This is a genomic window from Pseudomonas sp. WPR_5_2 (assembly GCF_003634475.1).
Lineage (GTDB): Bacteria > Pseudomonadota > Gammaproteobacteria > Pseudomonadales > Pseudomonadaceae > Aquipseudomonas > Aquipseudomonas izuensis.
Genome location: NZ_RBLA01000003.1, coordinates 457,482 through 483,160 on the forward strand (window position 1 = coordinate 457,482; position 25,679 = coordinate 483,160).

The 25,679-nt window shown below is 59.9% G+C and carries 26 protein-coding genes; 24 read left to right on the forward strand and 2 right to left on the reverse strand.

What is annotated here, in order from left to right; translation table 11 throughout:
- Window positions 1-40 precede the first annotated feature (40 nt).
- From BJ917_RS14755 to BJ917_RS14770, 4 genes are read left to right on the forward strand one after another with little or no spacing between them, the layout of a single operon-like run.
- Window positions 41-511, forward strand: a complete 471-nt coding sequence (locus BJ917_RS14755; RefSeq protein ID WP_121103714.1) for a (2Fe-2S)-binding protein — start codon at window positions 41-43, stop codon at window positions 509-511.
- Window positions 508-2,829, forward strand: a complete 2,322-nt coding sequence (locus tag BJ917_RS14760) for a xanthine dehydrogenase family protein molybdopterin-binding subunit (protein WP_121103715.1) — start codon at window positions 508-510, stop codon at window positions 2,827-2,829. Before BJ917_RS14755 ends, BJ917_RS14760 begins: the two co-directional genes overlap by 4 nt.
- The gene (locus tag BJ917_RS14765; protein WP_096512925.1) at window positions 2,829-3,812 is read left to right on the forward strand and encodes an XdhC family protein; all 984 of its coding nucleotides are present in this window, start codon (window positions 2,829-2,831) and stop codon (window positions 3,810-3,812) included. The genes BJ917_RS14760 and BJ917_RS14765 overlap by 1 nt, the downstream gene beginning before the upstream one ends.
- A complete protein-coding gene (locus BJ917_RS14770) occupies window positions 3,809-4,399 on the forward strand; it encodes an NTP transferase domain-containing protein (RefSeq protein ID WP_121103716.1) in 591 nt (196 codons plus the stop codon). Before BJ917_RS14765 ends, BJ917_RS14770 begins: the two co-directional genes overlap by 4 nt.
- 177 nt (window positions 4,400-4,576) lie before the next feature.
- On the opposite strand, the gene rne is transcribed toward BJ917_RS14770, so the two are convergent.
- Window positions 4,577-7,798: a ribonuclease E gene (gene rne / locus BJ917_RS14775; RefSeq protein WP_121103717.1), complete on the reverse strand. Its 3,222-nt coding sequence runs from the start codon at window positions 7,796-7,798 to the stop codon at window positions 4,577-4,579.
- A 701-nt stretch (window positions 7,799-8,499) separates the two neighbouring features.
- Here rne and rluC point away from each other — a divergent pair.
- Genes rluC through BJ917_RS14795 form a run of 3 tightly spaced genes read left to right on the forward strand, consistent with a single transcriptional unit; the run spans window position 8,500 to window position 11,125 of the window.
- Entirely contained in the window at window positions 8,500-9,462 is a 963-nt protein-coding gene (rluC, locus tag BJ917_RS14785; RefSeq protein ID WP_096512922.1) for a 23S rRNA pseudouridine(955/2504/2580) synthase RluC, read from the forward strand.
- Window positions 9,449-10,111 carry an HAD-IA family hydrolase gene (locus tag BJ917_RS14790; protein WP_096512921.1) on the forward strand — a complete coding sequence of 221 codons (663 nt, stop codon included), beginning with the start codon at window positions 9,449-9,451 and terminating at the stop codon, window positions 10,109-10,111. The genes rluC and BJ917_RS14790 overlap by 14 nt, the downstream gene beginning before the upstream one ends.
- Window positions 10,112-10,135: 24 nt before the next feature.
- A complete protein-coding gene (locus BJ917_RS14795; protein ID WP_096512920.1) occupies window positions 10,136-11,125 on the forward strand; it encodes a S49 family peptidase in 990 nt (329 codons plus the stop codon).
- 94 nt (window positions 11,126-11,219) lie between these two features.
- Here the strand turns inward: BJ917_RS14795 and BJ917_RS14800 are convergent, their stop codons facing one another.
- A complete protein-coding gene (locus BJ917_RS14800) occupies window positions 11,220-11,798 on the reverse strand; it encodes a nucleoside triphosphate pyrophosphatase (protein ID WP_121103718.1) in 579 nt (192 codons plus the stop codon).
- A 106-nt stretch (window positions 11,799-11,904) separates the two neighbouring features.
- Here BJ917_RS14800 and BJ917_RS14805 point away from each other — a divergent pair, with 106 nt between their 5' ends.
- From BJ917_RS14805 to BJ917_RS14885, 17 genes are all read left to right on the forward strand, one after another.
- Entirely contained in the window at window positions 11,905-12,432 is a 528-nt protein-coding gene (locus tag BJ917_RS14805) for a YceD family protein (RefSeq protein ID WP_007942001.1), read from the forward strand.
- A gap of 13 nt (window positions 12,433-12,445) precedes the next feature.
- A complete protein-coding gene (gene rpmF, locus BJ917_RS14810; protein ID WP_003179396.1) occupies window positions 12,446-12,628 on the forward strand; it encodes a 50S ribosomal protein L32 in 183 nt (60 codons plus the stop codon).
- 4 nt (window positions 12,629-12,632) lie between these two features.
- Window positions 12,633-13,643, forward strand: a complete 1,011-nt coding sequence (gene plsX, locus BJ917_RS14815) for a phosphate acyltransferase PlsX (RefSeq protein ID WP_121103719.1) — start codon at window positions 12,633-12,635, stop codon at window positions 13,641-13,643.
- A gap of 126 nt (window positions 13,644-13,769) precedes the next feature.
- On the forward strand, window positions 13,770-14,708 hold the full coding sequence (gene fabD, locus BJ917_RS14820; RefSeq protein ID WP_096512917.1) for an ACP S-malonyltransferase: 939 nt from the start codon (window positions 13,770-13,772) through the stop codon (window positions 14,706-14,708).
- 16 nt (window positions 14,709-14,724) lie between these two features.
- Window positions 14,725-15,465: a 3-oxoacyl-ACP reductase FabG gene (gene fabG / locus BJ917_RS14825; protein WP_096512916.1), complete on the forward strand. Its 741-nt coding sequence runs from the start codon at window positions 14,725-14,727 to the stop codon at window positions 15,463-15,465.
- A 196-nt stretch (window positions 15,466-15,661) separates the two neighbouring features.
- Window positions 15,662-15,898 carry an acyl carrier protein gene (gene acpP, locus BJ917_RS14830; protein ID WP_003175607.1) on the forward strand — a complete coding sequence of 79 codons (237 nt, stop codon included), beginning with the start codon at window positions 15,662-15,664 and terminating at the stop codon, window positions 15,896-15,898.
- Between the two features lie 109 nt (window positions 15,899-16,007).
- Window positions 16,008-17,252, forward strand: coding sequence for a beta-ketoacyl-ACP synthase II (gene fabF / locus BJ917_RS14835; RefSeq protein WP_096512915.1), 1,245 nt, complete (start codon window positions 16,008-16,010; stop codon window positions 17,250-17,252).
- Window positions 17,252-18,067: an aminodeoxychorismate lyase gene (pabC, locus tag BJ917_RS14840; RefSeq protein WP_121103720.1), complete on the forward strand. Its 816-nt coding sequence runs from the start codon at window positions 17,252-17,254 to the stop codon at window positions 18,065-18,067. The genes fabF and pabC overlap by 1 nt, the downstream gene beginning before the upstream one ends.
- Before the next feature lie 3 nt (window positions 18,068-18,070).
- Window positions 18,071-19,339: an endolytic transglycosylase MltG gene (gene mltG / locus BJ917_RS14845; protein ID WP_121103721.1), complete on the forward strand. Its 1,269-nt coding sequence runs from the start codon at window positions 18,071-18,073 to the stop codon at window positions 19,337-19,339.
- Between the two features lie 19 nt (window positions 19,340-19,358).
- Window positions 19,359-19,991, forward strand: coding sequence for a dTMP kinase (gene tmk, locus BJ917_RS14850; protein WP_096512912.1), 633 nt, complete (start codon window positions 19,359-19,361; stop codon window positions 19,989-19,991).
- Complete coding sequence (locus tag BJ917_RS14855; protein ID WP_096512911.1) at window positions 19,984-20,970, forward strand: DNA polymerase III subunit delta'; 987 nt, start codon at window positions 19,984-19,986, stop codon at window positions 20,968-20,970. Before tmk ends, BJ917_RS14855 begins: the two co-directional genes overlap by 8 nt.
- 42 nt (window positions 20,971-21,012) lie before the next feature.
- The gene (locus BJ917_RS14860) at window positions 21,013-21,369 is read left to right on the forward strand and encodes a PilZ domain-containing protein (protein ID WP_121103722.1); all 357 of its coding nucleotides are present in this window, start codon (window positions 21,013-21,015) and stop codon (window positions 21,367-21,369) included.
- Between the two features lie 14 nt (window positions 21,370-21,383).
- Complete coding sequence (locus BJ917_RS14865; protein ID WP_096512909.1) at window positions 21,384-22,169, forward strand: TatD family hydrolase; 786 nt, start codon at window positions 21,384-21,386, stop codon at window positions 22,167-22,169.
- A 342-nt stretch (window positions 22,170-22,511) separates the two neighbouring features.
- The gene (locus BJ917_RS14870) at window positions 22,512-23,150 is read left to right on the forward strand and encodes a TetR/AcrR family transcriptional regulator (RefSeq protein WP_034149949.1); all 639 of its coding nucleotides are present in this window, start codon (window positions 22,512-22,514) and stop codon (window positions 23,148-23,150) included.
- Window positions 23,151-23,288: 138 nt separating this feature from the next.
- Window positions 23,289-24,257: a GTP 3',8-cyclase MoaA gene (locus tag BJ917_RS14875; RefSeq protein WP_096512908.1), complete on the forward strand. Its 969-nt coding sequence runs from the start codon at window positions 23,289-23,291 to the stop codon at window positions 24,255-24,257.
- A gap of 195 nt (window positions 24,258-24,452) precedes the next feature.
- Complete coding sequence (locus tag BJ917_RS14880; protein WP_096512907.1) at window positions 24,453-25,061, forward strand: DUF4823 domain-containing protein; 609 nt, start codon at window positions 24,453-24,455, stop codon at window positions 25,059-25,061.
- Window positions 25,062-25,076: 15 nt separating this feature from the next.
- Complete coding sequence (locus tag BJ917_RS14885) at window positions 25,077-25,637, forward strand: DUF1285 domain-containing protein (RefSeq protein WP_121103723.1); 561 nt, start codon at window positions 25,077-25,079, stop codon at window positions 25,635-25,637.
- Window positions 25,638-25,679 lie beyond the last annotated feature (42 nt).

Genomic DNA, 25,679 nt, shown 5'->3' on the forward strand with positions numbered 1-25,679 from the left:
ATTGCTCGACCCCATAACCCAATACTATGCGGGCGTGCCCATGATTACCCTGAAGCTCAATGGTCAAGACCATCAACTCGACGTCACCGAGGACATGCCCCTACTTTGGGCGATCCGTGACGTCGCCGGCTACAACGGCACCAAGTTCGGCTGCGGCATGGGCCTGTGCGGTGCCTGCACCATTCATATCGAAGGCGCTCCGGCGCGTAGTTGCATTACGCCGATCGGTTCCGTTGTCGGGCAGAACATCATCACCATCGACAACCTGCACGCCGACCCGGTCGGCAAAGTCGTGCAGCAAGCCTGGCTCGATACCGCCGTAGCCCAATGCGGTTACTGCCAGGGTGGGCAAATCATGTCCGCCACCGCATTGCTCAAGACCAATCCGAACCCAAGCGACGATCAGATCGAGGAGGCAATGGTCGGCAACATCTGCCGTTGCGGTACCTACAACCGCATCAAGATCGCCATCCGCCAGGCCTCCACTCACCTGAAGGAGGCCAAGGCATGAGCCGGTTACCGAATGATTTTGCCCTGAGCAACCTCAGCCGCCGTGGTTTCCTGAAAGGTGTAGGCGCGACCGGTGCCCTGGTAGTCGCCGCGAGCTGGGGCTGGCAAGACGTTTTTGCCGAAGAAAAAGAGAAGAAATTCGGCGCCGACGGCATGCCCAACGGTTGGGTCGATGACCCCAAGGTGTACGTCAGCATCGCCACTGATGGCACGGTGACCGTGGTTTGCAACCGCTCGGAAATGGGCCAGGGGGTACGCACCAGCCTGACCATGGTCGTGGCCGATGAGCTGGAAGCCGACTGGGCCCGGGTCAAAGTGCAGCAGGCGCCGGGCGACGAAGCCCGCTTCGGCAACCAGGACACCGACGGTTCGCGCAGCATGCGCCACTGGTATGAGCCGATGCGCCGTTGTGGTGCCGCCGCGCGGACCATGCTGGAACAGGCCGCTGCCGACCAGTGGCAAGTGCCGGTCGACGAATGCCACGCGCAACTGCATAAAGTCATTCACAAACCTTCCGGCCGTGAACTGGAGTATGGCGCCCTGGCCGCCGCTGCCAGCGCCCTGGCCGTGCCGGCGCGTGACAGTCTGCGGCTCAAGCAGCCAACGGAATTCCGCTACATCGGCAAGGAAGGCACCAAGGCCATCGACGGTGATGACATCGTCAACGGTCGCGCCGTGTATGGGGCCGACGTGCATTTCGACGGCATGCTGTTCGCCACCATTGCCCGGCCAGCGGTGTATGGCGGCAAGGTCAAGAGTTTCGATGCTTCGGCGGCGATGAAAGTCCCCGGTGTGGTCAAGGTTGTGCAGATCGAGAGCCGTCCGCTGCCGTCGGAGTTTCAGCCGCTGGGCGGCGTCGCCGTGGTGGCCGACAATACCTGGGCGGCGATCAAGGGGCGCGAGGCACTGAAAATCGAATGGGATGACGGTGCCAATGCCAGTTACGACTCGATCGCCTACCGCAAGGAGCTGGAAGCGGCGTCCCTCAAACCGGGCAAAGTCGTGCGCAATACCGGCAACATCGACGAAGCCATGAGCAGCGCCGACAGCACGCTGGAAGCGTCCTACTACCTGCCGCATTTGTCTCAGTCGCCGATGGAGCCGATGGTCGCCATCGCCCGGTTCAAGGATGGCACGTGCGAAGCCTGGGGCCCGAGCCAGGCACCGCAAGTCACCCGCGAACGGATCGGCGAGCGCCTGGGCCTGCCATTCGACAACGTCACCTTCAATGTCACCTTGCTCGGCGGCGGTTTCGGTCGCAAGTCCAAGCCTGACTTCATCATCGAAGCGGCCATCCTGGCCAAGGAGTTCCCCGGAAAAGCGGTGCGCGTGCAATGGACCCGTGAAGACGACATCCATTGCTCGTATTTCCACACCGTGTCCGTCGAATACCTCAAAGCCAGCCTGAACAAGGATGGCCTGCCGTCCGGCTGGTTGCACCGTACGGTGGCACCGAGCATCACCGCGTTGTTTGCGCCGGGCATGAACCACGAAGCGGCCTTCGAGCTGGGTATGGGCTTCACCAACATGGCCTACGCCATTCCCAACATCCGCCTGGAAAACCCTGAAGCGGCCATCCATACCCGCGTGGGCTGGTACCGCTCGGTGTCGAACATCCCACATGGCTTCGCGATTCAAAGCTTCATCGACGAGTTGGCGCACAAGGCCAAGGAAGACCCGCTCAAGTACCAGATCAAGTTGCTCGGTCCGGACCGTCAGATCGATCCGCGTACCTTGAGTGAAGAGTGGAACTACGGCGAATCGCCCGAACGTTATCCGATCGACACCGCGCGGTTGCGCACAGTGCTGGAAACCGCCGCCAAAGCCGCCGGTTGGGGGCGTGAGTTGCCGAAGGGGCGAGGCCTTGGCCTGGCGGTGCATTACAGCTTCGTGACCTACGTGGCGGCGGTTATCGAGGTCGAAGTCAAAGACGATGGCACATTGATCGTACACAAGGCCGACATCGCTGTGGATTGCGGGCCGCAGATCAATCCCGAGCGGATCCGCGCACAGTTCGAGGGCGCCTGCGTCATGGGCCTGGGCAACGCGGTGCTGGGCGAGATCAGCTTCAAGGACGGCAAGGTCCAGCAGGACAACTTCCACATGTACGAGGTGGCGCGCATGTCCCTGGCGCCGAAGGAAGTCGCTGTGCATCTGGTCACGCCACCGGGCACGGTGCCCTTGGGGGGTGTCGGCGAGCCGGGTGTGCCACCGATTGCCCCGGCGCTGTGCAATGCGATCTTTGCCGCCACCGGCAAACGCATCCGCAACCTGCCGGTCCGTTACCAGCTGCAGGGCTGGAACAAGGCTGGGGCCTGATGGACAGCGTCGATCTGAATGTCCTGCGCAGCGTGCTGGAGTGGCGTCGCGCCGGTCAGGGGGTGGTGTTGTATAGCGTGGTCCAGACCTGGGGCACTGCGCCCCGGGCCCCTGGCGCCATGCTCGCGCTGCGCGAGGATGGCGTGGTGATTGGTTCGGTATCCGGTGGCTGTGTCGAGGATGACCTGATTGCACGGTTGCACGATGGTCGTATTCCGGCCGACGGCCCGCCGGTGCAACTGATCACCTATGGAGTGAGCCGTGAGGAAGCGGCGCGCTTCGGTTTGCCCTGCGGTGGCACATTGCGGTTGACCGAGGAGCGCGTAGGCGACCCGGCATGGGTTGCCGAGCTGCTGGCGCGCTGTGAGGCTCATGAGATCGTGGCGCGTTCGCTGGATATCGCGACCGGTGAAGTGGTGTTGCAGCCGGCTAGCAAAACGGACGCGCTGGGGTTTGACGGGCAGACCTTGCGCGCAATCTACGGTCCGCGATGGCGTTTGCTGCTGATTGGTGCGGGGCAACTGTCACGTTATGTCGCCGAGATGGCCAGGCTGCTGGATTTTGAAGTGTTGATCTGTGATCCGCGCAGCGAATTCGTCTACGGCTGGGAGGCGCAGCATGGCCGATTTGTCTCCGGCATGCCCGACGAAGCGGTGTTGAACATCCAGACCGACGAACGCACGGCTATCGTCGCCCTGACCCATGACCCGCGCCTGGATGACATGGCGCTACTCACGGCCCTCGACTCCAGGGCTTTTTATGTCGGCGCGCTGGGCTCGCGGGTCAATAGCCAGAAACGCCGGGAAAACCTGGCTCAACTGGGCTTGTCGCCACAGGCCATCGAGCGACTGCACGGTCCGATCGGCTTGCCTATCGGCAGCCATAGCCCGGCGGAAATCGCCTTGTCGCTGATGGCCGAGATTGTGGCGATCAAGAATGGCGTGGAGCTGAAGCAGAAAAAGACGTTGCGGGAGGGGGCATGAGTGAACCTATTGGTGTCATCGTTCTGGCCGCGGGGCAGGGCAGTCGGTTTCGACAGGTCGCGGGCGATGAAAAGGACAAGCTGCTGGCGGACTGTACGGGGCGTGATGGCGCTGTCCGCTCGGTGATCGAGCACGTGTTGGTGAATCTGCCGACTGAGCTGGGCAGGCGTGTGCTGGTAACCACTGCGGATCGCCCGCAAGTCATCCGCATGGCCAAGGCCTATGGTTGCGAGATCGCGCTGGTCGAATCGACCGGAATGGGGGACAGCATTGCGGCCGGGGTAGCAACGTGTGCGCAGCTCAATGGCTGGCTGATGGTGCTGGGTGATATGCCGTTCATCCTGCCATCCAGTATTGAGCAGGTCACAGCGCAGGTAATGGATGACTGCATCAGCGTGCCGGTGCAGGAAGGCGAATACGGGCACCCGGTGGGTTTTGGACGCGACTTCGGCCCGGGATTGATGGCGTTGTCGGGTGATCGTGGGGCCAAGGCGTTGTTTGCCCAAGGGCGGGTCGTTGAAGTGGCGGTAGATGATCCCGGAGTGTTGTGGGATGTGGATGTGCCTGAAAAGCTGGTCTTCAAGTAGGCGCAAATCCAGTGTGGGAGCGAGCCTGCTCGCGAAAGCGGTTTAGCATTCAACATTAATGGAGTCTGATTCACCGCTATCGCGAGCAGGCTCGCTCCCACAAGGGACTGATGTGCTTCAGACATAAAAAAGCCCCGCCTGGCTTTACCAGGCGGGGCTTTTCAGTGGCTGATGGAATCAGGCGAGCGGTTTAGGCTCGTGTTCTTTTTCCTTGGCCTGTTCGTGTTGCTCTACCGCTTCCTGAACGGAGCGCGGGGCTTCGTGGATCACGGTTTCAGCGGGCTCGGCAGCGACTTCGGCAGCCGGGGCAGGTGCTGCCTCGACCACGTCAGCAACAACCGGTGCCGGCTCGGCAGCGACAACTTCTTCCGCCGGAGCAGCAGCGGCAGCCAGTTCGGCTTCCTTCTGCAGACGCTCGGCTTCACGCTTGCGACGACGCACTTCACGTGGATCGTTCGGCGCACGGCCGCTCGGCGTCAGGGCGCTGACAGGGGCGGTTTCGGCCACTGGAGCAGGCGCTTGGGCGACAACCGGCGCTTCGACTGCCGGAGCAGGTTCGGCAGCGGCAACCACTGGCTCGGAGACCATCGCTTCAGCCACTTCGGCTTCAGCGGCAGGTGCCGGTACCTCGGCAACAGCTGGCTCGGCAACCCAGTTGAATGCCGTTTGCTCTTCGCGAACTTCGCGAACGGCTTCAGTCACGGTTTCGATCACAGGTTCTGCAGCCACGGCAGGTGCTTCGACGACGATGGCAGGCTCGGCGGCAGCTTCAACCACAGGCTGTGCCTCAGGCGCTGCTGCCAGTTCGATTTCCGGCGATGCAGTGGCTTCAACCGGCGTTGTCGCTTCGACGACCGGTGTTTCGACCGGAGCCGTTTCCTGGGTAGCGGCAGTGGCGCGTTCGGCTTGCTCGTTGGCTAGTGCTTCGGCCGGAGCGCTGATCACGGAGCTGGCAACGGCTGCGGTAACAGCCAGACCGGCGGCCAGATCGGCTGTGCTTGGTGCTTCGCTGCCTTCGCCGGACTCGGACTCATCCGAACCCTCGATGACGTTGCCATTGGCATCACGCTGACGCTCGCGACGGTTGCTGCGACGACGCTGGCCACGGGAACGACGGCGTGGGCGATCGCCTTCGGCGCCGTCCTGACCCTCTTCCTGCAGTTGCTCTTCGTTGGTCGGCAGCTCTTCTTCGGCAACGGCAGCCGCCGCTTGCTCGGCACGCGGTTGACGCTCTTCACGCGGTGGGCGTGGAGCACGTTCTTCGCGTGGCTGGCGGGCTGGACGTTCTTCGGTAGCAGCAGCGGCAGCCGTAGCAGCGGCTGGAGTGGCATCCAGAGGTTCGCGCAGTTCGCGTACACGCTCTTCACGCTCGCCACGTGGCTTGCGATCTTCACGTGGAGCACGCGGTGCACGTTCTTCACGCGGTGGACGTGGAGCGCGTTCTTCACGAGCGACTGCTGGCGTTTCTTCGCGGACTTCGCGGACTTCGCGAGGCTGGCGCTCTTCGCGTGGTTCCCGTGGTGCGCGCTCTTCGCGCGGTGCACGTTCTTCGCGAGGCTTGCGCTCTTCATCGCGGCGACCATTACGGTTGCGGCTCTGCTGACGACCGGTGCGACGCTCTTCGTTGCGGGCAGGACGCTCGGCAGCCGGTTTTTCAACCACGACCGGAGCGGCAGGCTCTTCCTTGGAGGCGAACAGGCTGACCAGCGATTTCACCAGGCCTTTGAACAGGCTTGGCTCTGGCGCGGCGACCGGTGCGGCAACCGGAGCGACGACTTCGGTCGGAACCGGAGCATTGGCGCGGGCCGGAGCTGTCTTGACCGCGGCTTCCTGGCGAACCAGGGTACGGGTCGCAGCGGCTGGCTGGACTTCTTCCACTTCGGCAGCGGCAGCGGCGATTTCGTAGCTGGACTGGTTGGTGGCGGCTTCCGGGCTGTCATCGCGCAGACGCTGAACTTCGAAATGCGGCGTTTCGAGGTGGTCGTTCGGCAGAATGACGATGCGGGCGCGGGTGCGCAGTTCGATCTTGGTGATCGAGTTGCGTTTTTCGTTGAGCAGGAACGCGGCCACCGGGATCGGCACCTGGGCGCGAACTTCGGCGGTGCGGTCTTTCAGGGCTTCTTCTTCGATCAGGCGCAGGATCGCCAGCGACAGCGATTCGACATCACGGATGATGCCGGTGCCGCTGCAGCGCGGGCAAACGATGCCGCTGCTTTCACCCAGGGATGGGCGCAGGCGCTGACGGGACATTTCCAGCAGGCCGAAGCGCGAGATACGGCCGACTTGCACGCGAGCGCGGTCGGCTTCCAGGCATTCGCGGACTTTCTCTTCCACGGCGCGCTGGTTCTTGGCAGGGGTCATGTCGATGAAGTCGATGACGATCAGGCCGCCGATGTCACGCAGGCGCAACTGACGGGCAATTTCTTCGGCGGCTTCAAGGTTGGTCTGCAGGGCGGTTTCTTCGATGTCGCTGCCTTTGGTGGCACGCGCCGAGTTGATGTCGATGGACACCAGGGCTTCGGTCGGATCGATGACGATGGAGCCGCCGGAAGGCAGTTCGACGACGCGCTGGAAGGCGGTTTCGATCTGGCTTTCGATCTGGAAACGGTTGAACAGCGGAACGCTGTCTTCGTACAGCTTGATCTTGCTGGCGTACTGCGGCATGACCTGGCGGATGAAGGTCAGGGCTTCGTCCTGGGCTTCAACGCTGTCGATCAGCACTTCGCCGATGTCCTGGCGCAGGTAATCGCGGATGGCGCGGATGATCACGTTGCTTTCCTGGTAGATCAGGAATGGCGCGGAACGATCCAGCGACGCTTCTTTGATGGCGGTCCAGAGTTGCAGCAGGTAATCGAGGTCCCACTGCATTTCTTCGCTGCTGCGGCCCAGGCCGGCAGTGCGCACGATCAGACCCATGTCGGCCGGGGCAACCAGGCCGTTCAGGGCTTCGCGCAGTTCATTGCGCTCTTCGCCTTCGATGCGACGGGAGATGCCGCCGGCACGCGGGTTGTTCGGCATCAGTACCAGGTAACGACCGGCCAGGCTGATGAAAGTGGTCAGGGCTGCACCCTTGTTGCCACGTTCTTCTTTTTCGACCTGAACGATGACTTCCTGGCCTTCGCTCAGGACGTCCTTGATGTTGACGCGGCCTTCGGGGGCTTTCTTGAAGTATTCGCGGGAGATTTCTTTGAGGGGCAGGAAGCCGTGGCGCTCAGAGCCGAAATCGACAAAGGCAGCTTCAAGGCTTGGTTCGATGCGAGTGATCCGGCCTTTATAGATGTTGGCCTTCTTCTGCTCGCGTGCACCGGATTCGATGTCCAGGTCGTAGAGGCGCTGGCCATCTACCAGTGCAACACGCAACTCTTCGGGTTGAGTTGCGTTAATCAGCATTCTTTTCATGTAGTACCGTCGGTTTCCGGGCTGCCGGAAACGGCGTTCGGCACACACGACTTCTCACGGTCGGTGTCAGGTGCGTCGGGAGTGGTTGGCCATTCCCGTGTCCAGCGATGTCCGGCCAATGTGGGCCTGCATCGCGACGTACGCGTCCTGCTTGCTGTGGCTACTTAAGCACTCAGTCAGGAGGAGGAATCAACCGGCGGCTGTGGACGAGATGAAGCGTCTTGATAAAGCCTATTGCTACACAGTCCAGCGGTTGTGCATCTCCACCCTACACGTATCCCTGATAATTCGGGTGCTGCCGCGCGCAGAATCCGCAGCGGGTTGGCATTTACCGTGAGCTCCGAAAGGGGAGGTCACGCATCATGGCTAATTTAGGCGTTGTTTCCGAAGTGTTCGCTCGGGGTCATTCGCAGCTGACTGCACTTTGTGAACTGGCCGTGAATATGGGCTCGCGTGGCGAGTGAAAACTCTGCTTTGCGGCGTGATTCAGGCCTCATGTCACCTGCGCTCGTTACAGCTGAAAACTCCACCGTTACGTAGCGAAAGCCCCGTAGGACGGCCTCGCGTCCTGGTGAATTGCGTTGGTCAGGGCCGGTTTTTGACCGTTGGTCCGCTGTCCAGGCCGCTTTTGGCGACGTTCGCGACTATAGCAGTAATGATTAAGTGCTTCAATTCCATAAAAAATTGATATCATCCGCGCCATGACGACTACTGCCCCCCCGACCCCAGGCGTACAACTGCTTGAGGTCTCGCCGGAATATGCCGGCCAACGTATTGATAACTTCCTTCTCGCTCGGCTCAAAGGCGTGCCCAAGACCTTGATTTACCGCATTTTGCGCAAAGGCGAAGTGCGAGTGAACAAGGGCCGGATCAAGCCCGAATACAAGCTGCAGGCGGGCGATATCGTGCGCGTGCCGCCGGTTCGCGTGCCTGAACGTGACGAGCCGGTGCCCCTCGCCCAAGGGCTGCTGCAGCGCCTCGAAGCCTCGATTGTCTATGAAGACAAGGCGCTGATCGTGGTCAACAAGCCGTGCGGAATTGCCGTGCATGGCGGCAGTGGCTTGAATTACGGGGTGATCGAAGCTTTTCGCCAATTGCGCCCGGATTGCAAGGAGCTTGAACTGGTTCACCGTCTCGACCGTGATACCTCAGGCCTGCTGATGATTGCCAAAAAACGCAGCATGCTGCGTCACTTGCATACGGCACTGCGCGGCGATGGCGTCGACAAGCGCTACATGGCGCTGGTTCGCGGTAATTGGGCGTCTTCGATCAAGCAAATCCGTGCGCCGCTGGGCAAGAGCAACCTGCGCTCCGGTGAGCGAATGGTCGAGGTCGACGAGGAGGAGGGCAAGGAGTCTGTGACCGTGTTCAAGGTCCTGCGCCGCTTCGGTGACTTTGCCACCATGATCGAAGCCAAGCCGATTACCGGCCGGACTCACCAGATTCGCGTCCATACCTTGCACGCCGGGCACTGCATCGCCGGCGACACCAAATACGGCGATGACGATTTCAGCAAGGAAATCCGTGAGCTGGGCGGTAAGCGCCTGTTCCTGCACGCCTACATGCTGACCGTGCCGCTGCCTGATGGTGGCGAACTGAAGCTCCAGGCGCCAGTCGATGAAATGTGGGCCAAGACCGTGGAGCGCCTGAGTGCACCCATCTGATTACAAGCTGCTGATTTTCGATTGGGATGGCACGCTGGCCGATTCCATTGGTCGGATTGTCGAGGCGATGCATGTGGCATCCGAGCGATCCGGCTTTGAATTGCGCGATGATTTTGCCGTCAAAGGCATCATCGGCCTGGGGTTGCCCGAGGCGATCCGCACGTTGTATCCCGACATCGGCGATGCCGAACTGGTAGCGTTTCGTCAGCATTATGCGGACCACTACATCGCTTCGGAGGCAGTGCCGTCTCCGTTGTTCGAAGGGGTAGTCGAGTCGATCGAGGCGTTTCGTGCCGAGGGTTATCATCTGGCTGTGGCGACCGGCAAGGCGCGTCGCGGGCTGGATCGGGTGCTGAAGTCTCACGGTTGGGAAAATTACTTCGACATCACTCGTGCAGCCGATGAGACCGCCAGCAAGCCGCATCCGTTGATGCTTGAGCAGATTCTTGCCCATTGCGAGGTTCGCCCGGAGCAGGCGTTGATGGTTGGCGACTCGTCTTTCGATTTGCAGATGGCGCGCAATGCCGGCATGGATTCGGTGGCTGTCAGCTATGGTGCCCAGTCGATCGAGGCGCTGAAGTTGTTCGAGCCGCGGCTGGCCATTGACCGCTTTTCAGAATTGCATGCCTGGCTGAGTCAGCGGGCTTAATAAGTTTTTGCCGGGGTGGATAGTATGGCCGACGAATGGAAAGCGCCTGCCAGGGCGAGCGCAGAGAGCGGTGACGAAAAAAGCTGGAAGCTGCTGGAAAAAACACTGCTGGCTAGTGTGCAGGAGCAGCGCCGGTCCCGTCGTTGGGGCATTTTCTTCAAGCTGCTGACCTTCGTGTATCTGTTTATTGCGCTGGCGCTGTTCTCGCCATTGATGGACATGGAAAAGGCGGCCACTCGCAGCGGTAACTATACGGCGCTGATTGACGTGACCGGCATGATCGCCGACAAGGAGCCGGCCAGTGCTGACAACATCGTGGGCAGCCTGCGTGCCGCCTTCGAGGATGACAAGGTCAAGGGTGTCATCCTGCGTATCAACAGCCCGGGCGGAAGTCCGGTGCAGTCGGGTTATGTCTATGACGAAATCCGCCGTCTACGCGGCCTGCACCCGGATACCAAATTGTATGCGGTGATCTCCGATCTCGGTGCTTCCGGTGCTTACTACATTGCCAGTGCTGCCGACCAGATCTACGCCGACAAGGCGAGCCTGGTGGGCTCCATTGGTGTGACTGCGGCGGGCTATGGCTTTGTCGGTACCATGGAAAAGCTGGGTGTCGAACGTCGCACCTACAATGCCGGCGAGCACAAGTCGTTCCTCGATCCGTTCCAGCCACAGAAGCCTGAAGAAACCGCCTTCTGGCAGGGTGTGCTCGATACGACTCACAAACAGTTCATCAATAGCGTCAAGCAAGGCCGTGGCGACCGTCTGAAGGACAAGGAGCATCCGGAGCTGTTCTCCGGGCTGGTCTGGTCCGGCGAGCAGGCACTGCCACTGGGGCTGATCGATGGCCTGGGCAATGCCAGTTCGGTTGCGCGTGATGTGATCGGCGAGAAAGAGCTGGTGGACTTCACCGTTCAGGAATCGCCGTTCGATCGCTTCTCCAAGAAGCTGGGCGCCAGCGTTGCCGAGCATTTGGCCATGTGGATGGGGTTTAGCGGTCCATCGTTGCACTAACGGTCCGGTTGCACAAAAGATCGCAGCCTTTGGCAGCTCCTGCAGGTGGATGTGAATCCTCGTAGAAGCTGCTGAAGGCTGCGATCTTTTGCTTTCAGGGGATTTGCACGCCTTCGGCCAGCAACATGTCCACGAGTCGGATCAATGGCAAACCGATCAGGCTGGTGGCATCAGGGCCTTCGGTGCTCTCGAACAGGCTGACCCCCAAGCCTTCGGCCTTGAAGCTGCCAGCGCAATCGTAGGGCTGTTCCGCGTGCAGATAGCGTTCGATGCGTGCCGTGTCGAGTGTGCGCATGTGTACGGTGAAGGGCACCCAATCGACCTGGCAGTGGCCGGTTTGGCTATTGAACAGGGCCAGGCCGGTCAGAAAGCTCACGCTGGCGCCGCTGGCGGCCAGCAGTTGTTCGCGGGCTTTTTCGAAGGTGTGGGGTTTGCCGATGATCCTGTCGCCCAGCACGGCAACCTGGTCGGAACCGATAATCAGGTGAGCGCCATGGCTGTCGCTCAGTGCCCGTGCCTTTGCCTCGGCGAGGCGTTTCACCAGATCGACGGCGGACTCGCCAGGGCGATGGCTTTCGTCGATGTCTGGTGAGCTGCAGATGAACGGCAACCGCAAGCGGGCCAGCAAATCCCGGCGATAGACCGAGCTGGAAGCGAGTAATAAAGGCAGCATGGGCATCTCCTGAAGGCAGGTTCGGATTCTAGCGGAGCCTTGCAAGTGACGGACAGGGCTGAATTTCCTTTGACATGGGCGGGTGCATCCCTATAATGCTGCGCCTATGTTGAATGACCCGATTCCACCTCACGTTGACCCGCGCAAATTGGCTGACCGTGGCACCACCCTCCAAGGTGAAATGCTGCTGGCCGATTTGGAGAGACTCTGCGACCCGCTTTCCGACAATGTCGGTACGGTGCAGGCTAAATTCGTTTTTGAACGAGATGAACGTAAATCTGTGGTCATCCACAGCTTTATCGACACTGAAGTCAAAATGGTTTGCCAGCGTTGTCTTGAGCTGGTCACCCTGCCGATCCATAGCGAATGCAGTTATGCTGTGGTGAAGGAGGGTGCGAATACCCAGTCGTTGCCGAAAGGTTATGACGTGCTGGAACTGGGCGAAGATCCATTGGATCTGCAGTCACTGATCGAGGAGGAGCTTCTGCTCGCCTTGCCCATTGTGCCTGCTCATCATCCGGAAGAATGCCAGCAGCCGGCGGGAGCAGATGAGCCCGAACCGAGCGAGGACGAGGTAACGCGGTCCAACCCGTTCAGTGTATTGGCGCAGTTAAAGCGTGACCCAAACGTTTAGGAGTTAATCAATTATGGCTGTTCAGCAGAACAAAAAATCCCGCTCTGCCCGTGACATGCGCCGTTCGCACGACGCTCTCGAGGCTAGCACCCTGTCTGTAGAAAAAACCACCGGTGAAGTTCACCTGCGTCACCACGTATCGCCAGAAGGCGTATACCGTGGCCGTAAAGTGATCGACAAGGGCGCTGACGAGTAATCACTTGTCCGCTCAAGTCATCGCGATTGACGCAATGGGCGGGGACTTCGGTCCCCGCAGCATTGTTCAGGCCAGCATTGCTTGCCTGTCTGCTACGCCCTCGTTGCATCTGACCCTCGTCGGTCAACCCTCCCTCCTTGAAGAATTGATCGCTGGCCAATCGGCTGTGGATCGCGCGCGCTTGTCGATTGCACCGGCGTCCGAAGTCATCACCATGGATGAAAAACCTGCACAGGCCCTGCGCGGAAAGCCCGATTCGTCGATGCGCGTGGCGCTTGAGTTGTTGCGCGACGGCAAGGTCCAGGCCATTGTCAGTGCCGGCAATACCGGGGCGCTGATGGCGCTGTCGCGATTCGTGCTCAAGACCCTGCCGGGGATTGACCGGCCAGCCATGGTTGCAGCGATTCCGACGCAGAAGGGTTATTGCCAGTTGCTCGATCTGGGTGCCAATGTCGATTGCAGCGCCGAGCATCTGCTGCAGTTTGCGGTGATGGGTTCGGTTGCCGCGGTAACCCTGGGCATCGTTCGTCCGCGCGTGGCATTGCTGAACATCGGCACCGAAGACATCAAGGGCAACCAGCAGGTCAAGCTGGCTGCAACCTTGCTGCAACGCGCACGTGGTATCAACTACATCGGATTCGTCGAAGGTGACGGTTTGTACCGTGGCGAGGCGGATGTGGTGGTGTGCGACGGTTTTGTCGGCAACATCCTGCTCAAGTCCAGTGAGGGGCTGGCGACCATGATTGCCGGGCGCATCGAGGCGTTATTCAAGAAGAGCCTGCCGTCGCGCATGGTCGGTGCATTGGCTTTGCCGCTGATGAAGCGCCTGCAGGCCGACCTGGCGCCTGCGCGGCATAACGGTGCCAGCTTCCTCGGGTTGCAGGGTATCGTCGTAAAAAGCCACGGTTCTGCCGGGGTGCAGGGGTTTCAGAGTGCAATTTCCCGTGCCTTGATCGAGATTCAGGAAAACCTGCCGCAGCGTATTCACGGTCGTCTGGAGGATTTGTTGCTTTAGGCGTTTTCGTCGGACAATGCTTAAATGTGACCGCTCAATTCATTTGGCCATCCAACTGTCAGTTTCTTGCGTCCCCCCAAGCGGGACGTCAACTCTCCGACGACAAGATCATTAGGGGCTTGTTACATGTCTGCTTCCCTCGCATTCGTCTTTCCAGGACAGGGTTCGCAGTCCCTCGGCATGCTGGCCGAGTTGGGCGCGCAACATCCGGTTGTCCTCGAAACATTCAAAGAAGCTTCCGATGCTCTGGGTTACGACCTGTGGGCACTGACCCAGCAAGGGCCGGAAGAGCAACTCAATCAAACCGATAAAACCCAGCCGGCCATCCTGACCGCCTCGATCGCCCTGTGGCGCCTGTGGCTGGCCGAAGGTGGCGCGCGCCCGGCTTACGTTGCCGGTCACAGCCTGGGTGAATACAGCGCACTGGTCGCGGCGGGCAGTCTGAGCCTGGGCGATGCGGTGAAGCTGGTCGAACGCCGTGGTCAACTGATGCAGGAAGCCGTACCGGCAGGACAAGGCGGCATGGCTGCCATCCTGGGGCTGGAGGATGCCGACGTCCTGGCGGCCTGCGCCGAAGCGGCGCAAGGTGACGTGGTCAGTGCCGTCAACTTCAACTCCCCGGGCCAAGTGGTTATTGCCGGTGCCAAGGCTGCGGTCGAGCGCGCCATCGAAGGCTGCAAGGCTCGTGGTGCAAAGCGCGCCATGCCGTTGCCCGTCAGCGTGCCATCCCATTGTGAATTGATGCGTCCGGCGGCCGAACGTTTCGCCGAATCCATCGCCGCAATCGACTGGCAAGCGCCGCAAATCCCAGTGGTACAGAACGTCAGTGCCGATGTGCCGGCTGATCTGGAAACCCTCAAGCGCGACCTGCTTGAGCAGCTTTACAAGCCTGTTCGCTGGGTCGAATCGGTCCAGGCGCTGGCAGCCAAGGGCGCGACCAATCTGGTCGAGTGCGGCCCTGGCAAAGTGCTGGCTGGCCTGAACAAACGCTGCGCCGATGGCGTATCGACTTCCAATCTCAATACCCCAGACGCTTTCGCTGCCGCCCGCGCAGCGCTGGCCTGAATCAGGAGAAACTTGCATGAGTCTGCAAGGTAAAGTTGCACTGGTCACCGGTGCGAGCCGCGGTATCGGCCAGGCTATCGCCCTGGAACTGGGTCGTCAGGGTGCCATCGTTGTCGGCACCGCGACCTCTGCCTCGGGTGCCGAGCGCATTGCCGCCACCCTCAAGGAAAACGGCATTCAGGGCACTGGCCTGGAGCTCAATGTCACCAGCGACGAATCCGTGTCGGCTGTGTTGGCGAGCATCCAGGAGCAGTTCGGCGCACCGGCGATCCTGGTGAATAATGCCGGGATCACCCGCGATAACCTGATGATGCGCATGAAAGACGACGAATGGTATGACGTCGTCGATACCAACCTGAACAGTCTGTATCGCCTGTCCAAGGGTGTTTTGCGCGGTATGACCAAGGCCCGTTGGGGACGAATTATCAGTATTGGTTCGGTTGTGGGTGCCATGGGCAACGCAGGCCAAGTAAACTATGCCGCCGCCAAGGCCGGTCTGGAAGGTTTCAGCCGTGCGCTGGCACGTGAAGTCGGTTCGCGTTCGATTACGGTCAACTCGGTGACCCCAGGGTTCATCGACACCGATATGACTCGCGAACTGCCGGAAGCGCAGCGTGAAGCCTTGCAGACGCAGATTCCGCTGGGTCGTCTGGGGCAAGCTCAAGAGATCGCGTCTGTGGTCGCTTTTCTTGCATCCGACGGTGCAGCCTACGTGACCGGGGCTACAATCCCGGTGAACGGCGGGATGTACATGTAAGTTAAATGTGACGGATTGCTTCAAAAAAATGTCATACGAGCTGTCTAAAATCCGTTATAAAGCTGCAATCTATTTATAGGCAGAGGGTCACCGGGTTTGAGGAGTGAAGCTTTCAGTTGAAAAGCTGAAAAGTCTTTCTATACACTTACCCACTGGCCAGCTGCCTGAATTTGTCCATTAGGAGTGAAAACAAGGTATGAGCACCATCGAAGAGCGCGTCAAGAAAATCGTTGCCGAGCAACTGGGCGTTAAAGAAGAAGAAGTGGTCAACACCGCTTCCTTCGTTGAAGACCTGGGTGCTGACTCCCTTGACACCGTTGAGCTGGTGATGGCTCTGGAAGAGGAATTCGAGACCGAAATCCCTGACGAAGAAGCCGAGAAGATCACTACCGTACAAGCTGCAATCGACTACGTTACTAGCCACCAGGCGTAATAGTTTGTAATCGTTGCTCGCTGTCATGGAAAAAACCGCACTGCCACTTGGCGTGCGGTTTTTTCTTTAGGCCTGATGCAAAGTCGTCATTTGAAAAAAGGAGAGTGCTGTGTCGCGTAGACGCGTCGTAGTCACCGGTATGGGTATGTTGTCGCCACTGGGCACGGATGTGCCGAGCAGTTGGCAGGGCATTCTGGCTGGCCGCAGTGGCATTGGTCTGATCGAACACACCGACCTTTCTGCCTATTCCACCCGTTTTGGCGGCTCGGTAAAGGGCTTCAATGTCGAGGAGTACCTGTCGGTCAAGGAAGCTCGCAAACTCGACCTGTTCATTCAGTACGGTCTGGCCGCAGGCTTTCAGGCAGTACGCAATGCCGGCCTGGAGGTCACTGACGCCAACCGTGAGCGCATCGGCGTTGCCATGGGTTCGGGTATCGGCGGCCTGACCAATATCGAAGAAACCAGCCGCACGCTGCACGAGACCGGTCCACGACGGATTTCTCCTTTCTTCGTGCCTGGCTCGATCATCAACATGATTTCCGGCTTCCTGTCGATCCATCTGGGTGCACAGGGGCCCAACTATGCCATCGCCACGGCTTGTACCACCGGTACACACTGCATTGGCATGGCTGCCCGCAACATCATGTACGACGAAGCCGACGTGATGATTGCCGGCGGTGCCGAGATGGCGGCCTGCGGTCTGGGCATGGGCGGCTTCGGTGCCTCCCGAGCACTGTCGACCCGTAACGACGAGCCAACCCGTGCCAGCCGTCCATGGGACAAGGGCCGTGATGGCTTCGTGCTGTCCGATGGCGCCGGTGCGCTGGTTCTGGAAGAGCTGGAACACGCCAAGGCCCGCGGCGCGACCATCTATGCCGAGCTGATCGGCTTCGGTACCAGTGGCGACGCCTACCATATGACTTCGCCGCCAGCCGATGGCGCGGGTGCTGCGCGTTGCATCACCAATGCCTTGCGCGATGCGAAGATCAATGGCGACCAAGTGCAATACATCAATGCCCACGGCACTTCGACTCCCGCAGGCGATCTGGCCGAAGCCAATGCGATCAGGTCGGTGTTTGGCGACCACGCCTACAAACTGGCAGTCAGTTCGACCAAGTCCATGACCGGTCACCTGCTGGGTGCGGCGGGTGCGGTCGAGGCGATCTTCAGCGTGCTGGCGATCAACAGCCAGGTAGCGCCACCGACCATCAACCTTGATGAGCCGGACGAAGGCTGTGATCTCGATTTCGTACCTCACACCGCGCGCAACATGGATATCGATGTGGTTCTGTCCAACTCCTTCGGTTTTGGCGGTACCAATGGCTCGCTGGTGTTCCGCCGGTTCGCAGGCTGATGGACACCTGGGTCGATGGTCAGCCGGCTGACGCTCTGTCGCTGAAAGATCGCGGCCTGGCTTATGGCGATGGTCTGTTCGAGACCATTGCCGTGCATGATGGCTTTCCAGTCTTGCTGGATCGTCATCTGGTGCGGCTGGCCAGGGGCTGCCGGCGGTTGGCTATCAATCTGGATCATGCTGCTGTGGTCGCGGAAGTGTTGACCTATGCCGAGCAACTGAACGAAGGTGTGCTCAAACTGATCGTTACCCGTGGCGACAGCCTGCGCGGTTACGCTTTCGATCCTTCGGCCCACGCCCGTCGTATCCTGTCGGGCAATCCTCCTGCGGTTTACCCGGCCACCCATGCAGAGCAGGGCATTCGCCTGTTCCCGTGCACCACACGACTTTCCTTTCAACCCCTTCTCGCCGGGCTCAAGCACTTGAACCGTCTTGAACAGGTGATGGCGCGCGCCGAATGGCAGGACACCGAACATGCCGAAGGCTTGATGCTCGATCAGGCCGGTCGCGTGATCGAGGGCGTGTTCAGTAACCTGTTCATGGTGCGTGACGGCGTGTTGATCACAGCGGATTTGAGCTGCTGCGGTGTAGAAGGTGTGATGCGTGCCGAGTTATTGTCTCAGGCCGAATCTTTGGGCATCCCCATACAAATCACCGATATCTCGCTTGAGCAGCTGCAAGGCGCTGACGAAGTCTTTGTCTGCAACAGCGTGTATGGCGTTTGGCCGGTGCATGCCTATGCCGCACTGAGCTGGCCGGTTGGGCCGCTCACCCGTAAACTCCAAACCATTGCCCGTGCGCTACTGGATGCTTGATACGTGAGACGTAAATTCTTGCTGCTGCTGGAAACCGGACTGGTTCTGGCGGGGCTGATGTTGGGCGCTTCCGCCTGGAAAATTCATTCGGCGCTGGTCCAGCCACTGAACATAACCCAGGAAAAGCTGCTGGAGGTGCCCAAAGGCACCACGCCCAATCGCACTTTCCTGCGACTCGAAGCCGATGGCGTCATCAAGGACGCTTTCTGGTTGCGGGTGTACTGGCGTTTCAACCTGCCTAAACAGCCACTCCACAGCGGCGAATACCGCATGGTTCCCGGCATGACCGTCGAAGGTCTGATCGAACTGTGGAAGCGTGGGGAAATGGTGCAGTACAGCGTGACCCTGGTCGAGGGCTGGAATTTCCATCAGGTCCGTGCAGCCCTGGCCAAAGAGGAAAAGCTCGAGCATACCCTTGCCGGCTTGAGCGACAGCCAGGTCATGGACAAGCTCGGCCACACCGGGATTTTCCCCGAGGGGCGATTCTTCCCCGACACTTACCGCTTCGTGCGTGGCATGACCGACGCCGAGTTGCTGAAAACAGCTTACGACCGCCTCGACGAAGTGCTTGCCAAGGAATGGGATCAGCGCTCGGCCGATGTGCCGTACACGGAACCCTATCAAGCGCTGATCATGGCCTCGCTGGTGGAGAAGGAAACCGGCGTGCCGCAGGAGCGTGGGCAGATTGCCGGCGTGTTCGTGCGGCGCATGGCGATCGGCATGCTGTTGCAGACCGATCCGACGGTGATCTACGGCCTCGGTGATCGATACAGCGGAAAGTTGACTCGCGCCCATCTCAAGGAGCCGACGCCGTACAACACTTATGTGATTGCCGGTCTGCCGCCGACTCCGATTGCGATGGTCGGTCGCGAGGCAATTCATGCCGCACTGAATCCCGTGGCGGGCAACAGCCTTTATTTCGTTGCACGCGGTGATGGCAGCCACGTGTTCTCCGATGACCTGGACGCCCATAACAACGCCGTGCGAGAGTTCCAGCTCAAGCGTCGCGCCGATTATCGCTCCAGCCCGGCGCCGGTCACCGCACCTGAAACACCGCAAACCCCGGCTGAGGAATCCCGGCTTGGGGAGTCCGAATCCCAGGCGCGGCAAACTCAGGCTGAACAGGATCAGACACCGATCCCGGCCGCTTCGCCCGATACCGCGCCCGAGGCTCTGCCGTCGGTACCGCCGCAAGAACCCGCGCCTGAACCTGCACCTGCGTCCGCCCCCGCCCCCGAGCCGGAAGCAAACGCCCCGAAAAGCCCGCAATGACTCTGACTAAGGACTGCCTGTGACTGGCTTGTTTATTACTCTTGAAGGCCCCGAAGGCGCTGGCAAGAGCACCAATCGCGAATACCTCGCCGAGCGCCTGCGCGCCGCCGGGATCGAGGTTGTGCTGACCCGCGAACCGGGTGGTACGCCCCTGGCCGAGCGCATCCGCGAAGTGCTGTTGGCGCCGGTCGACGAAGTGATGAATCCGGACACTGAATTGCTGTTGGTGTTCGCTGCACGTGCCCAACACCTGGCCGAGGTGATTCGCCCGGCACTGGCCCGCGGTGCCGTGGTCCTGTGTGATCGTTTTACCGATTCTACCTACGCTTACCAGGGCGGCGGCCGCGGCTTGTCACTGGAACGTATTGCCACGCTGGAAACCTTCGTTCAGGGCGATCTGCGTCCCGACCTGACCCTGATCTTCGACCTGCCGGTTGAGGTGGGCCTGGCCCGAGCCAGTGCCCGTGGACGCCTGGATCGCTTCGAATTGGAGGGTCGGGCATTCTTCGATGCCGTGCGCAGTGCCTTCCTCAAGCGTGCTGCTGCGGAGCCGGCACGTTACGTGCTGATCGACGCCGCGCAACCGCTGGCACAGGTTCAGCAATCGCTGGATGGTTTGTTGCCGCGTCTGCTGGAGTTGACCCGTGGCTGAAGCCTATCCCTGGCAGGACGGTTTGTGGCAGCAGTTGGCCGGTCGTGCGCAGCACGCTCACGCCTATTTGCTGCATGGCCCGGCCGGGATCGGCAAACGGGCACTGGCCGAGCGCTTGATGGCCAGTTTGCTGTGCCAGCGCCCAACCGCTCAGGGAGCGTGTGGCGAATGTAAATCCTGCCTGTTGCTCAAGGCCGGCAGCCACCCCGATAACTACATTCTGGAACCTGAAGAGGCCGACAAGGCGATCAAGGTCGATCAGGTTCGCGATCTGGTCAGCTTCGTGGTTCAGACCGCGCAACTGGGCGGGCGCAAGGTGGTGTTGATCGAGCCGGTCGAGTCGATGAACATCAACGCCGCCAACGCCTTGCTCAAAAGCCTGGAAGAGCCGTCAGGCGATACGGTATTGCTCCTGGTCAGCCATCAGCCCAGCCGTCTGTTGCCGACCATCAAGAGCCGCTGTGTGCAACAGGCTTGCCCGCTGCCGAGTGAAGCCATGAGTCTGGCCTGGCTGGCCAAGGCACTGCCGGACTGCTCGGAAGAAGAGCGCATCGAATTGCTGACCCTGGCTGCCGGTTCGCCATTGGCCGCCGTCAACCTGCACGCCCAAGGCGTGCGCGAGCAGCGCGCACAGGTGGTCGATGGGGTGAAGAAGCTGCTCAAGCAGCAGCAATCACCGACGCAACTGGCCGAAGGCTGGAACGCAATTCCGTTGTTGCTGCTGTTCGACTGGTTCTGCGATTGGTCGAGCCTGATCCTTCGCTATCAATTGACCCAGGATGAAGAAGGGCTCGGGTTGACGGACATGCGCAAGGTGATTCAATACCTGGCGCAGAAAACCGGGCAGGATAAGGTCCTGAACATCCAGGACTGGATCCTCGCCCAGCGCCAGAAAGTGCTGAGCAAGGCCAACCTCAATCGGGTGTTGTTGCTGGAGGCGCTGCTGGTGCAATGGGCGTCTTTGCCTACCCAGAGATAACCGTTCACGCCTAGACTCTGAGCATCAGCCGTGGAGGTCAGCATGAATGAACCCGTCAGCTCCGGGCCGCGCAATGGCATTTTGTCCCTGACCATCCAGGACAAGTCAGTGCTGTACGCGGCCTATATGCCGTTCATCAAGAACGGTGGCCTGTTTATCCCGACCAACAAGAGTTACAGGTTGGGCGATGAGGTATTCATGCTGCTGCACTTGTTTGACGAGACGGACAAGATCCCCGTGGCCGGCAAGGTCGCCTGGGTGACCCCGAAAGGCGCCCAGGGTAACCGCGCCGCTGGCGTCGGCGTGCAGTTCAATGAAGGCGACGACACCGCGCGCAGTCGAATCGAAACCCACCTGGCCGGAGCCCTGAAGTCCGACCGTCCCACTCATACGATGTAAGTTGCAGCCCTTTTATGCTCGTAGATTCCCATTGTCACCTTGATCGCCTCGACCTTGCCGCCCATGACGGTTCCCTGGATGCTGCCCTCGATGCGGCCCGCCAGCGCGGGGTAGGGCACTTCCTGTGTATCGGCGTCAGTGCCGACAACGCCGCCGACGTCAAAGCCCTGGCCGAGCGCTATGACGATGTCGATTGCTCGGTTGGTGTGCATCCTCTGGATGTGCAACCCGGTGCGGCGCCTGCGCTGGATTGGCTGTTGCAGGAGCTCAATCATCCGCGCGTGGTCGCCATCGGTGAAACCGGCCTGGACTACCACTACGAGCCGGAAGCGGCAGCGCTGCAGCAAGCGTCCTTCAGATTGCACCTGCAAGCCGCGCAGCAGACCGGAAAACCGGTCATCATCCATACCCGTGGCGCCCGCGCCGATACCTTGAACCTGTTGCGTGAAGCGGCGCTGCCCCAGGCGGGCGTACTGCATTGCTTCACCGAGGACTGGGACATGGCGAAAGCCGCTCTGGACATGGGGTATTACATTTCCCTCTCCGGGATTGTCACATTCCGCAATGCGGACGCGTTGCGTGATGTGGCGAGCAAGGTGCCGGCCGACCGCTTGCTGGTGGAAACCGACTCACCGTACCTGGCACCGATCCCGCACCGTGGCAAGCCGAACCTGCCGCAGTACGTACGCGAAGTAGCGGAATTTCTGGCAATGTTGCGGGGTGAGACCTATGAGCGATTTGCCGAGCAGACGACGGAGAATTTCAAGCGGCTGTTTCCGCTGGCACATGTGAAAGGTTAAATCGCAGGCAAAAAAAACCCGGGTTCTGGGGGGTGAATCCGGGTTAAGACCATTAGGAGTAAAACAATGGTACGCGGTCCGTTGGTACCAATATCGGCGCGACACTTGGGGGAGATGCCCCGCCGACAGTTCAAGTATTGATCAGTATTTCACCCAGTCCAGTTTGTCGGCCCCGGTTTTTAAACAAATTTGGAATACGGGCGCTTCAGAAGAGTTCTCATCCAGTGGCGACCCTGCGGGAAATCATCAAGAAACACAGATATGGTCGGATGATCCGTGCATTTTTGCGCAATTTAGGCATAATACGCGGCTTCGAATTTTGACCCCTACAGACCTTTTCTTATGCATAAAGAACCTCGTAAGGTCCGTGAGTTTCGTCGCCGCGAGCAAGAAATTCTCGATACCGCGCTCAAGCTGTTCCTCGAACAAGGTGAAGATAGCGTCACCGTCGAGATGATCGCTGATGCCGTCGGTATCGGCAAAGGCACGATCTACAAGCACTTCAAATCCAAGGCCGAGATCTACTTGCGCCTGATGCTCGACTACGAGCGCGATTTGAACGAGCTGCTGCACTCCGCCGACGTCGACAAGGACAAAGAAGCCCTGTCCCGCGCCTATTTCGAATTCCGCATGCGCGATCCGCAACGGTATCGCTTGTTCGATCGCCTGGAAGAAAAGGTGGTGAAGGGCAACCAGGTGCCGGAGATGATCGAGGAACTGCACAAGATCCGTGCTTCGAACTTCGAACGCCTGACCTTGCTGATCAAGGGCCGGATCAGCGAAGGCAAGCTCGAAGACGTGCCACCTTACTTCCATTACTGCGCGTCCTGGGCGTTGGTGCATGGTGCCGTGGCGCTGTACCACTCGCCGTTCTGGAGCAATGTGCTGGAAGATCAGGAAGGCTTCTTCCAGTTCCTGATGGACATCGGCGTGCGCATGGGCAACAAGCGCAAGCGCGACACCGACACCCCGAGCAGCTGAGCCATTCAGCAGCCTGATGGCGCCATTATTTCGCTACTTGGCGCCTTACCGCAGGAATATACTCAGGCATGGGACTTGCTAAAACTTGATTTGTCAGTCAAGTTTTAGCGGTCCGAATATTCTTCCGCCGGAGTGATCATGATCGTTGATCGTCAAGGCAGGCGTTTTCGCAATTTGCGAGTCAGCCTGACCTCAGCCTGCAATTACGCCTGTACCTACTGCGTGCCCAACGGGAAGCGGCTGGTAGCTGCGCAGGATGAGCTGTCGGCCGAAGCCATGGCGCGCGGTGTGGCCTATCTGATCGAAGCCGCGGGCATCGAGCGCTTACGCATCACCGGTGGTGAGCCGCTGGTCAGCCCGAAACTCGAAGCCTTTATGACCGCTGTCGGACAGATGGGGCTGGAAGACATCAGCCTGACCACCAACGGTCAATTGCTGGCGAAAAAGCTGCCGTTGCTGGTGGACGCTGGCATTCGGCGCATCAACGTTTCCCTCGATACCCTGGACGCCAGTGCATTCCGCGGCATTGCCCGTGGCGGCGATCTGGCCACTGTGCTCGACGGTATGGTTCAGGCCCGTGCGGCCGGCATCAAGATCAAGGTCAATATGGTGCCGTTACGCGGTCAGAACCTCGATCAGGTGATGCCGCTGCTCGATTACTGCCTGGAGCGTGGCTACGAGTTGCGCTTTATCGAACTGATGCGCATGGGCCACCTGGCCAGCGACTCCAACGCTTTCCTGCAACAGTTCGTCAGCCTTCAACAGTTGCTGAGCCTGATCGGCGAACGCTATGAGTATCTGCAGGCTGATGCGCCGGTGGATGCGACGGCGGTGCGTTATGAAATTCCGGGACTGGGGCATTTCGGCGTGATCGCCAACGAAAGCGTGCCGTTCTGTCGCACCTGTTCCCGTTTACGCCTTTCTTCCACGGGATGGCTGCATGGCTGTTTGTCGTCGAGCAACCGCCACTATATCGGCGACTTGCTGGACAAACCGCGTCATCAGGCATTGCCTGCCCTGCAGAGACTCTTGGTGAAAGCCTTGGGTGACAAGCAGGAAGTGGCGTTTTCCGGTGGTGCCACCGTCATGAAGATTATTGGCGGCTGATCGGGCCTCATCGCGAGCAAGCTTTGCTCCCACAGGATTGGATTAGGTCACAAAAACTGTGGTCGCTCGAAATCCTGTGGGAGCAAGGCTTGCCCGCGATTGCATTTCACCTGCCGCCGAAGATCACGAGCTGGCGCAAAATCTGCATCCAATGGCCATTCGCCGGTTTTCCGTCACCGGCCTCTGGAGGATAGGATGCGTAGCCTGGTTTTGCTGCTGGCCGTTTTGGCGCTCGGTGGCTGCATGAATGTCAGCGATATGGCCGAAGGGACTCGCTACCATATGAGCGACGCAGGTCTGCTGGATCATAGCGACAGCCGTCGCGTGAATAATCTGCGCATTCAGCCGGACTCGTTTGTCTACATTGCCCAAGGCGCCTTTGTGCCGCCGGGCAGCGCGATTTACCCTCGACCTAACGTGATCGCCGAAGTCGCCTTCGACGGTTTTGTCGAATACTTCCCGATGGTCCGCCGCGCGCACACGCCGGAAGGTCTTGACCAGGCCATGAGCGAAGCCCGTGCGGTCGGAGCCCATTACTTGCTCTATACCCGTTTTGCCAAGTCCGATGACCGTATCGGCAACTCGGATGAGTGGCTGGATCAGGAAGCCCTGGATCGCCTCGGCATCGACACCGGTGTGATTCAGATCATGTTGATCGAGACCAGCACCCAGTATTTGATTGATACTGCACGTATCAAGAGTCGTGGCGGTTTGCTGACGTTCCACGATGAAAAACCAGAAGACCTGATGGGCCCGCCGCTTGAGCAATATGCTCGTGGCCTGTTAGGGCTCAGTGACCAGTAATCCAAGGAGATCGCCATGAGTGGCCCGCAAAAAGCCAACGACCTGTTGGGGCAAATCCCCAAAACCAAAGGCTTGCCACCGGTCCACCTGTGGAACCCCGACTTTTGCGGCGACATCGACATGCGCATCGCCCGCGACGGCACCTGGTATTACCTGGGCACGCCGATCGGGCGCAAGCCGATGGTCAAATTGTTCTCCACCATCATTCGCCGCGACGGCGATGATTACTTTCTCATTACCCCGGTCGAGAAAGTCGGCATCAAGGTCGACGACGCACCCTTTGTGGCGATTGCACTGGAGGTGTCAGGCGAGGGCGAGGCGCAAGTCCTGCGTTTCACCACAAACGTCGATGAGACCGCCGAGGCCGGTTCCGAGCACCCGATTCGCGTGATGATCGATCCCGACACTCAAGAGCCGGCGCCTTATGTGCATGTGCGCAGCAACCTTGAAGCGTTGATACATCGCAACGTGTTCTATCAGCTGGTGGAACTGGCAGTGAGTCGTGAGATCGACGGGCAGCGTTGGCTCGGTGTTTGGAGCGGCGGCGAGTTCTTCCGCATCGGTCTTGAGCCCTGACACATAACCCTGTGGGAGCTGCAGATCAGTCAATGCAAATGT

Coding starts and splice junctions, on each gene's coding strand:
- BJ917_RS14755 (WP_121103714.1), top strand. CDS start 41: ATGATTACCCTGAAGCTCAATGGTCAAGACCATCAACTCGACGTCACC.
- BJ917_RS14760 (WP_121103715.1), top strand. CDS start 508: ATGAGCCGGTTACCGAATGATTTTGCCCTGAGCAACCTCAGCCGCCGT.
- BJ917_RS14765 (WP_096512925.1), top strand. CDS start 2,829: ATGGACAGCGTCGATCTGAATGTCCTGCGCAGCGTGCTGGAGTGGCGT.
- BJ917_RS14770 (WP_121103716.1), top strand. CDS start 3,809: ATGAGTGAACCTATTGGTGTCATCGTTCTGGCCGCGGGGCAGGGCAGT.
- rne (WP_121103717.1), bottom strand. CDS start 7,798: ATGAAAAGAATGCTGATTAACGCAACTCAACCCGAAGAGTTGCGTGTT.
- rluC (WP_096512922.1), top strand. CDS start 8,500: ATGACGACTACTGCCCCCCCGACCCCAGGCGTACAACTGCTTGAGGTC.
- BJ917_RS14795 (WP_096512920.1), top strand. CDS start 10,136: ATGGCCGACGAATGGAAAGCGCCTGCCAGGGCGAGCGCAGAGAGCGGT.
- BJ917_RS14800 (WP_121103718.1), bottom strand. CDS start 11,798: ATGCTGCCTTTATTACTCGCTTCCAGCTCGGTCTATCGCCGGGATTTG.
- BJ917_RS14805 (WP_007942001.1), top strand. CDS start 11,905: ATGTTGAATGACCCGATTCCACCTCACGTTGACCCGCGCAAATTGGCT.
- rpmF (WP_003179396.1), top strand. CDS start 12,446: ATGGCTGTTCAGCAGAACAAAAAATCCCGCTCTGCCCGTGACATGCGC.
- fabD (WP_096512917.1), top strand. CDS start 13,770: ATGTCTGCTTCCCTCGCATTCGTCTTTCCAGGACAGGGTTCGCAGTCC.
- fabG (WP_096512916.1), top strand. CDS start 14,725: ATGAGTCTGCAAGGTAAAGTTGCACTGGTCACCGGTGCGAGCCGCGGT.
- acpP (WP_003175607.1), top strand. CDS start 15,662: ATGAGCACCATCGAAGAGCGCGTCAAGAAAATCGTTGCCGAGCAACTG.
- pabC (WP_121103720.1), top strand. CDS start 17,252: ATGGACACCTGGGTCGATGGTCAGCCGGCTGACGCTCTGTCGCTGAAA.
- BJ917_RS14860 (WP_121103722.1), top strand. CDS start 21,013: ATGAATGAACCCGTCAGCTCCGGGCCGCGCAATGGCATTTTGTCCCTG.
- BJ917_RS14865 (WP_096512909.1), top strand. CDS start 21,384: ATGCTCGTAGATTCCCATTGTCACCTTGATCGCCTCGACCTTGCCGCC.
- BJ917_RS14870 (WP_034149949.1), top strand. CDS start 22,512: ATGCATAAAGAACCTCGTAAGGTCCGTGAGTTTCGTCGCCGCGAGCAA.
- BJ917_RS14875 (WP_096512908.1), top strand. CDS start 23,289: ATGATCGTTGATCGTCAAGGCAGGCGTTTTCGCAATTTGCGAGTCAGC.
- BJ917_RS14880 (WP_096512907.1), top strand. CDS start 24,453: ATGCGTAGCCTGGTTTTGCTGCTGGCCGTTTTGGCGCTCGGTGGCTGC.
- BJ917_RS14885 (WP_121103723.1), top strand. CDS start 25,077: ATGAGTGGCCCGCAAAAAGCCAACGACCTGTTGGGGCAAATCCCCAAA.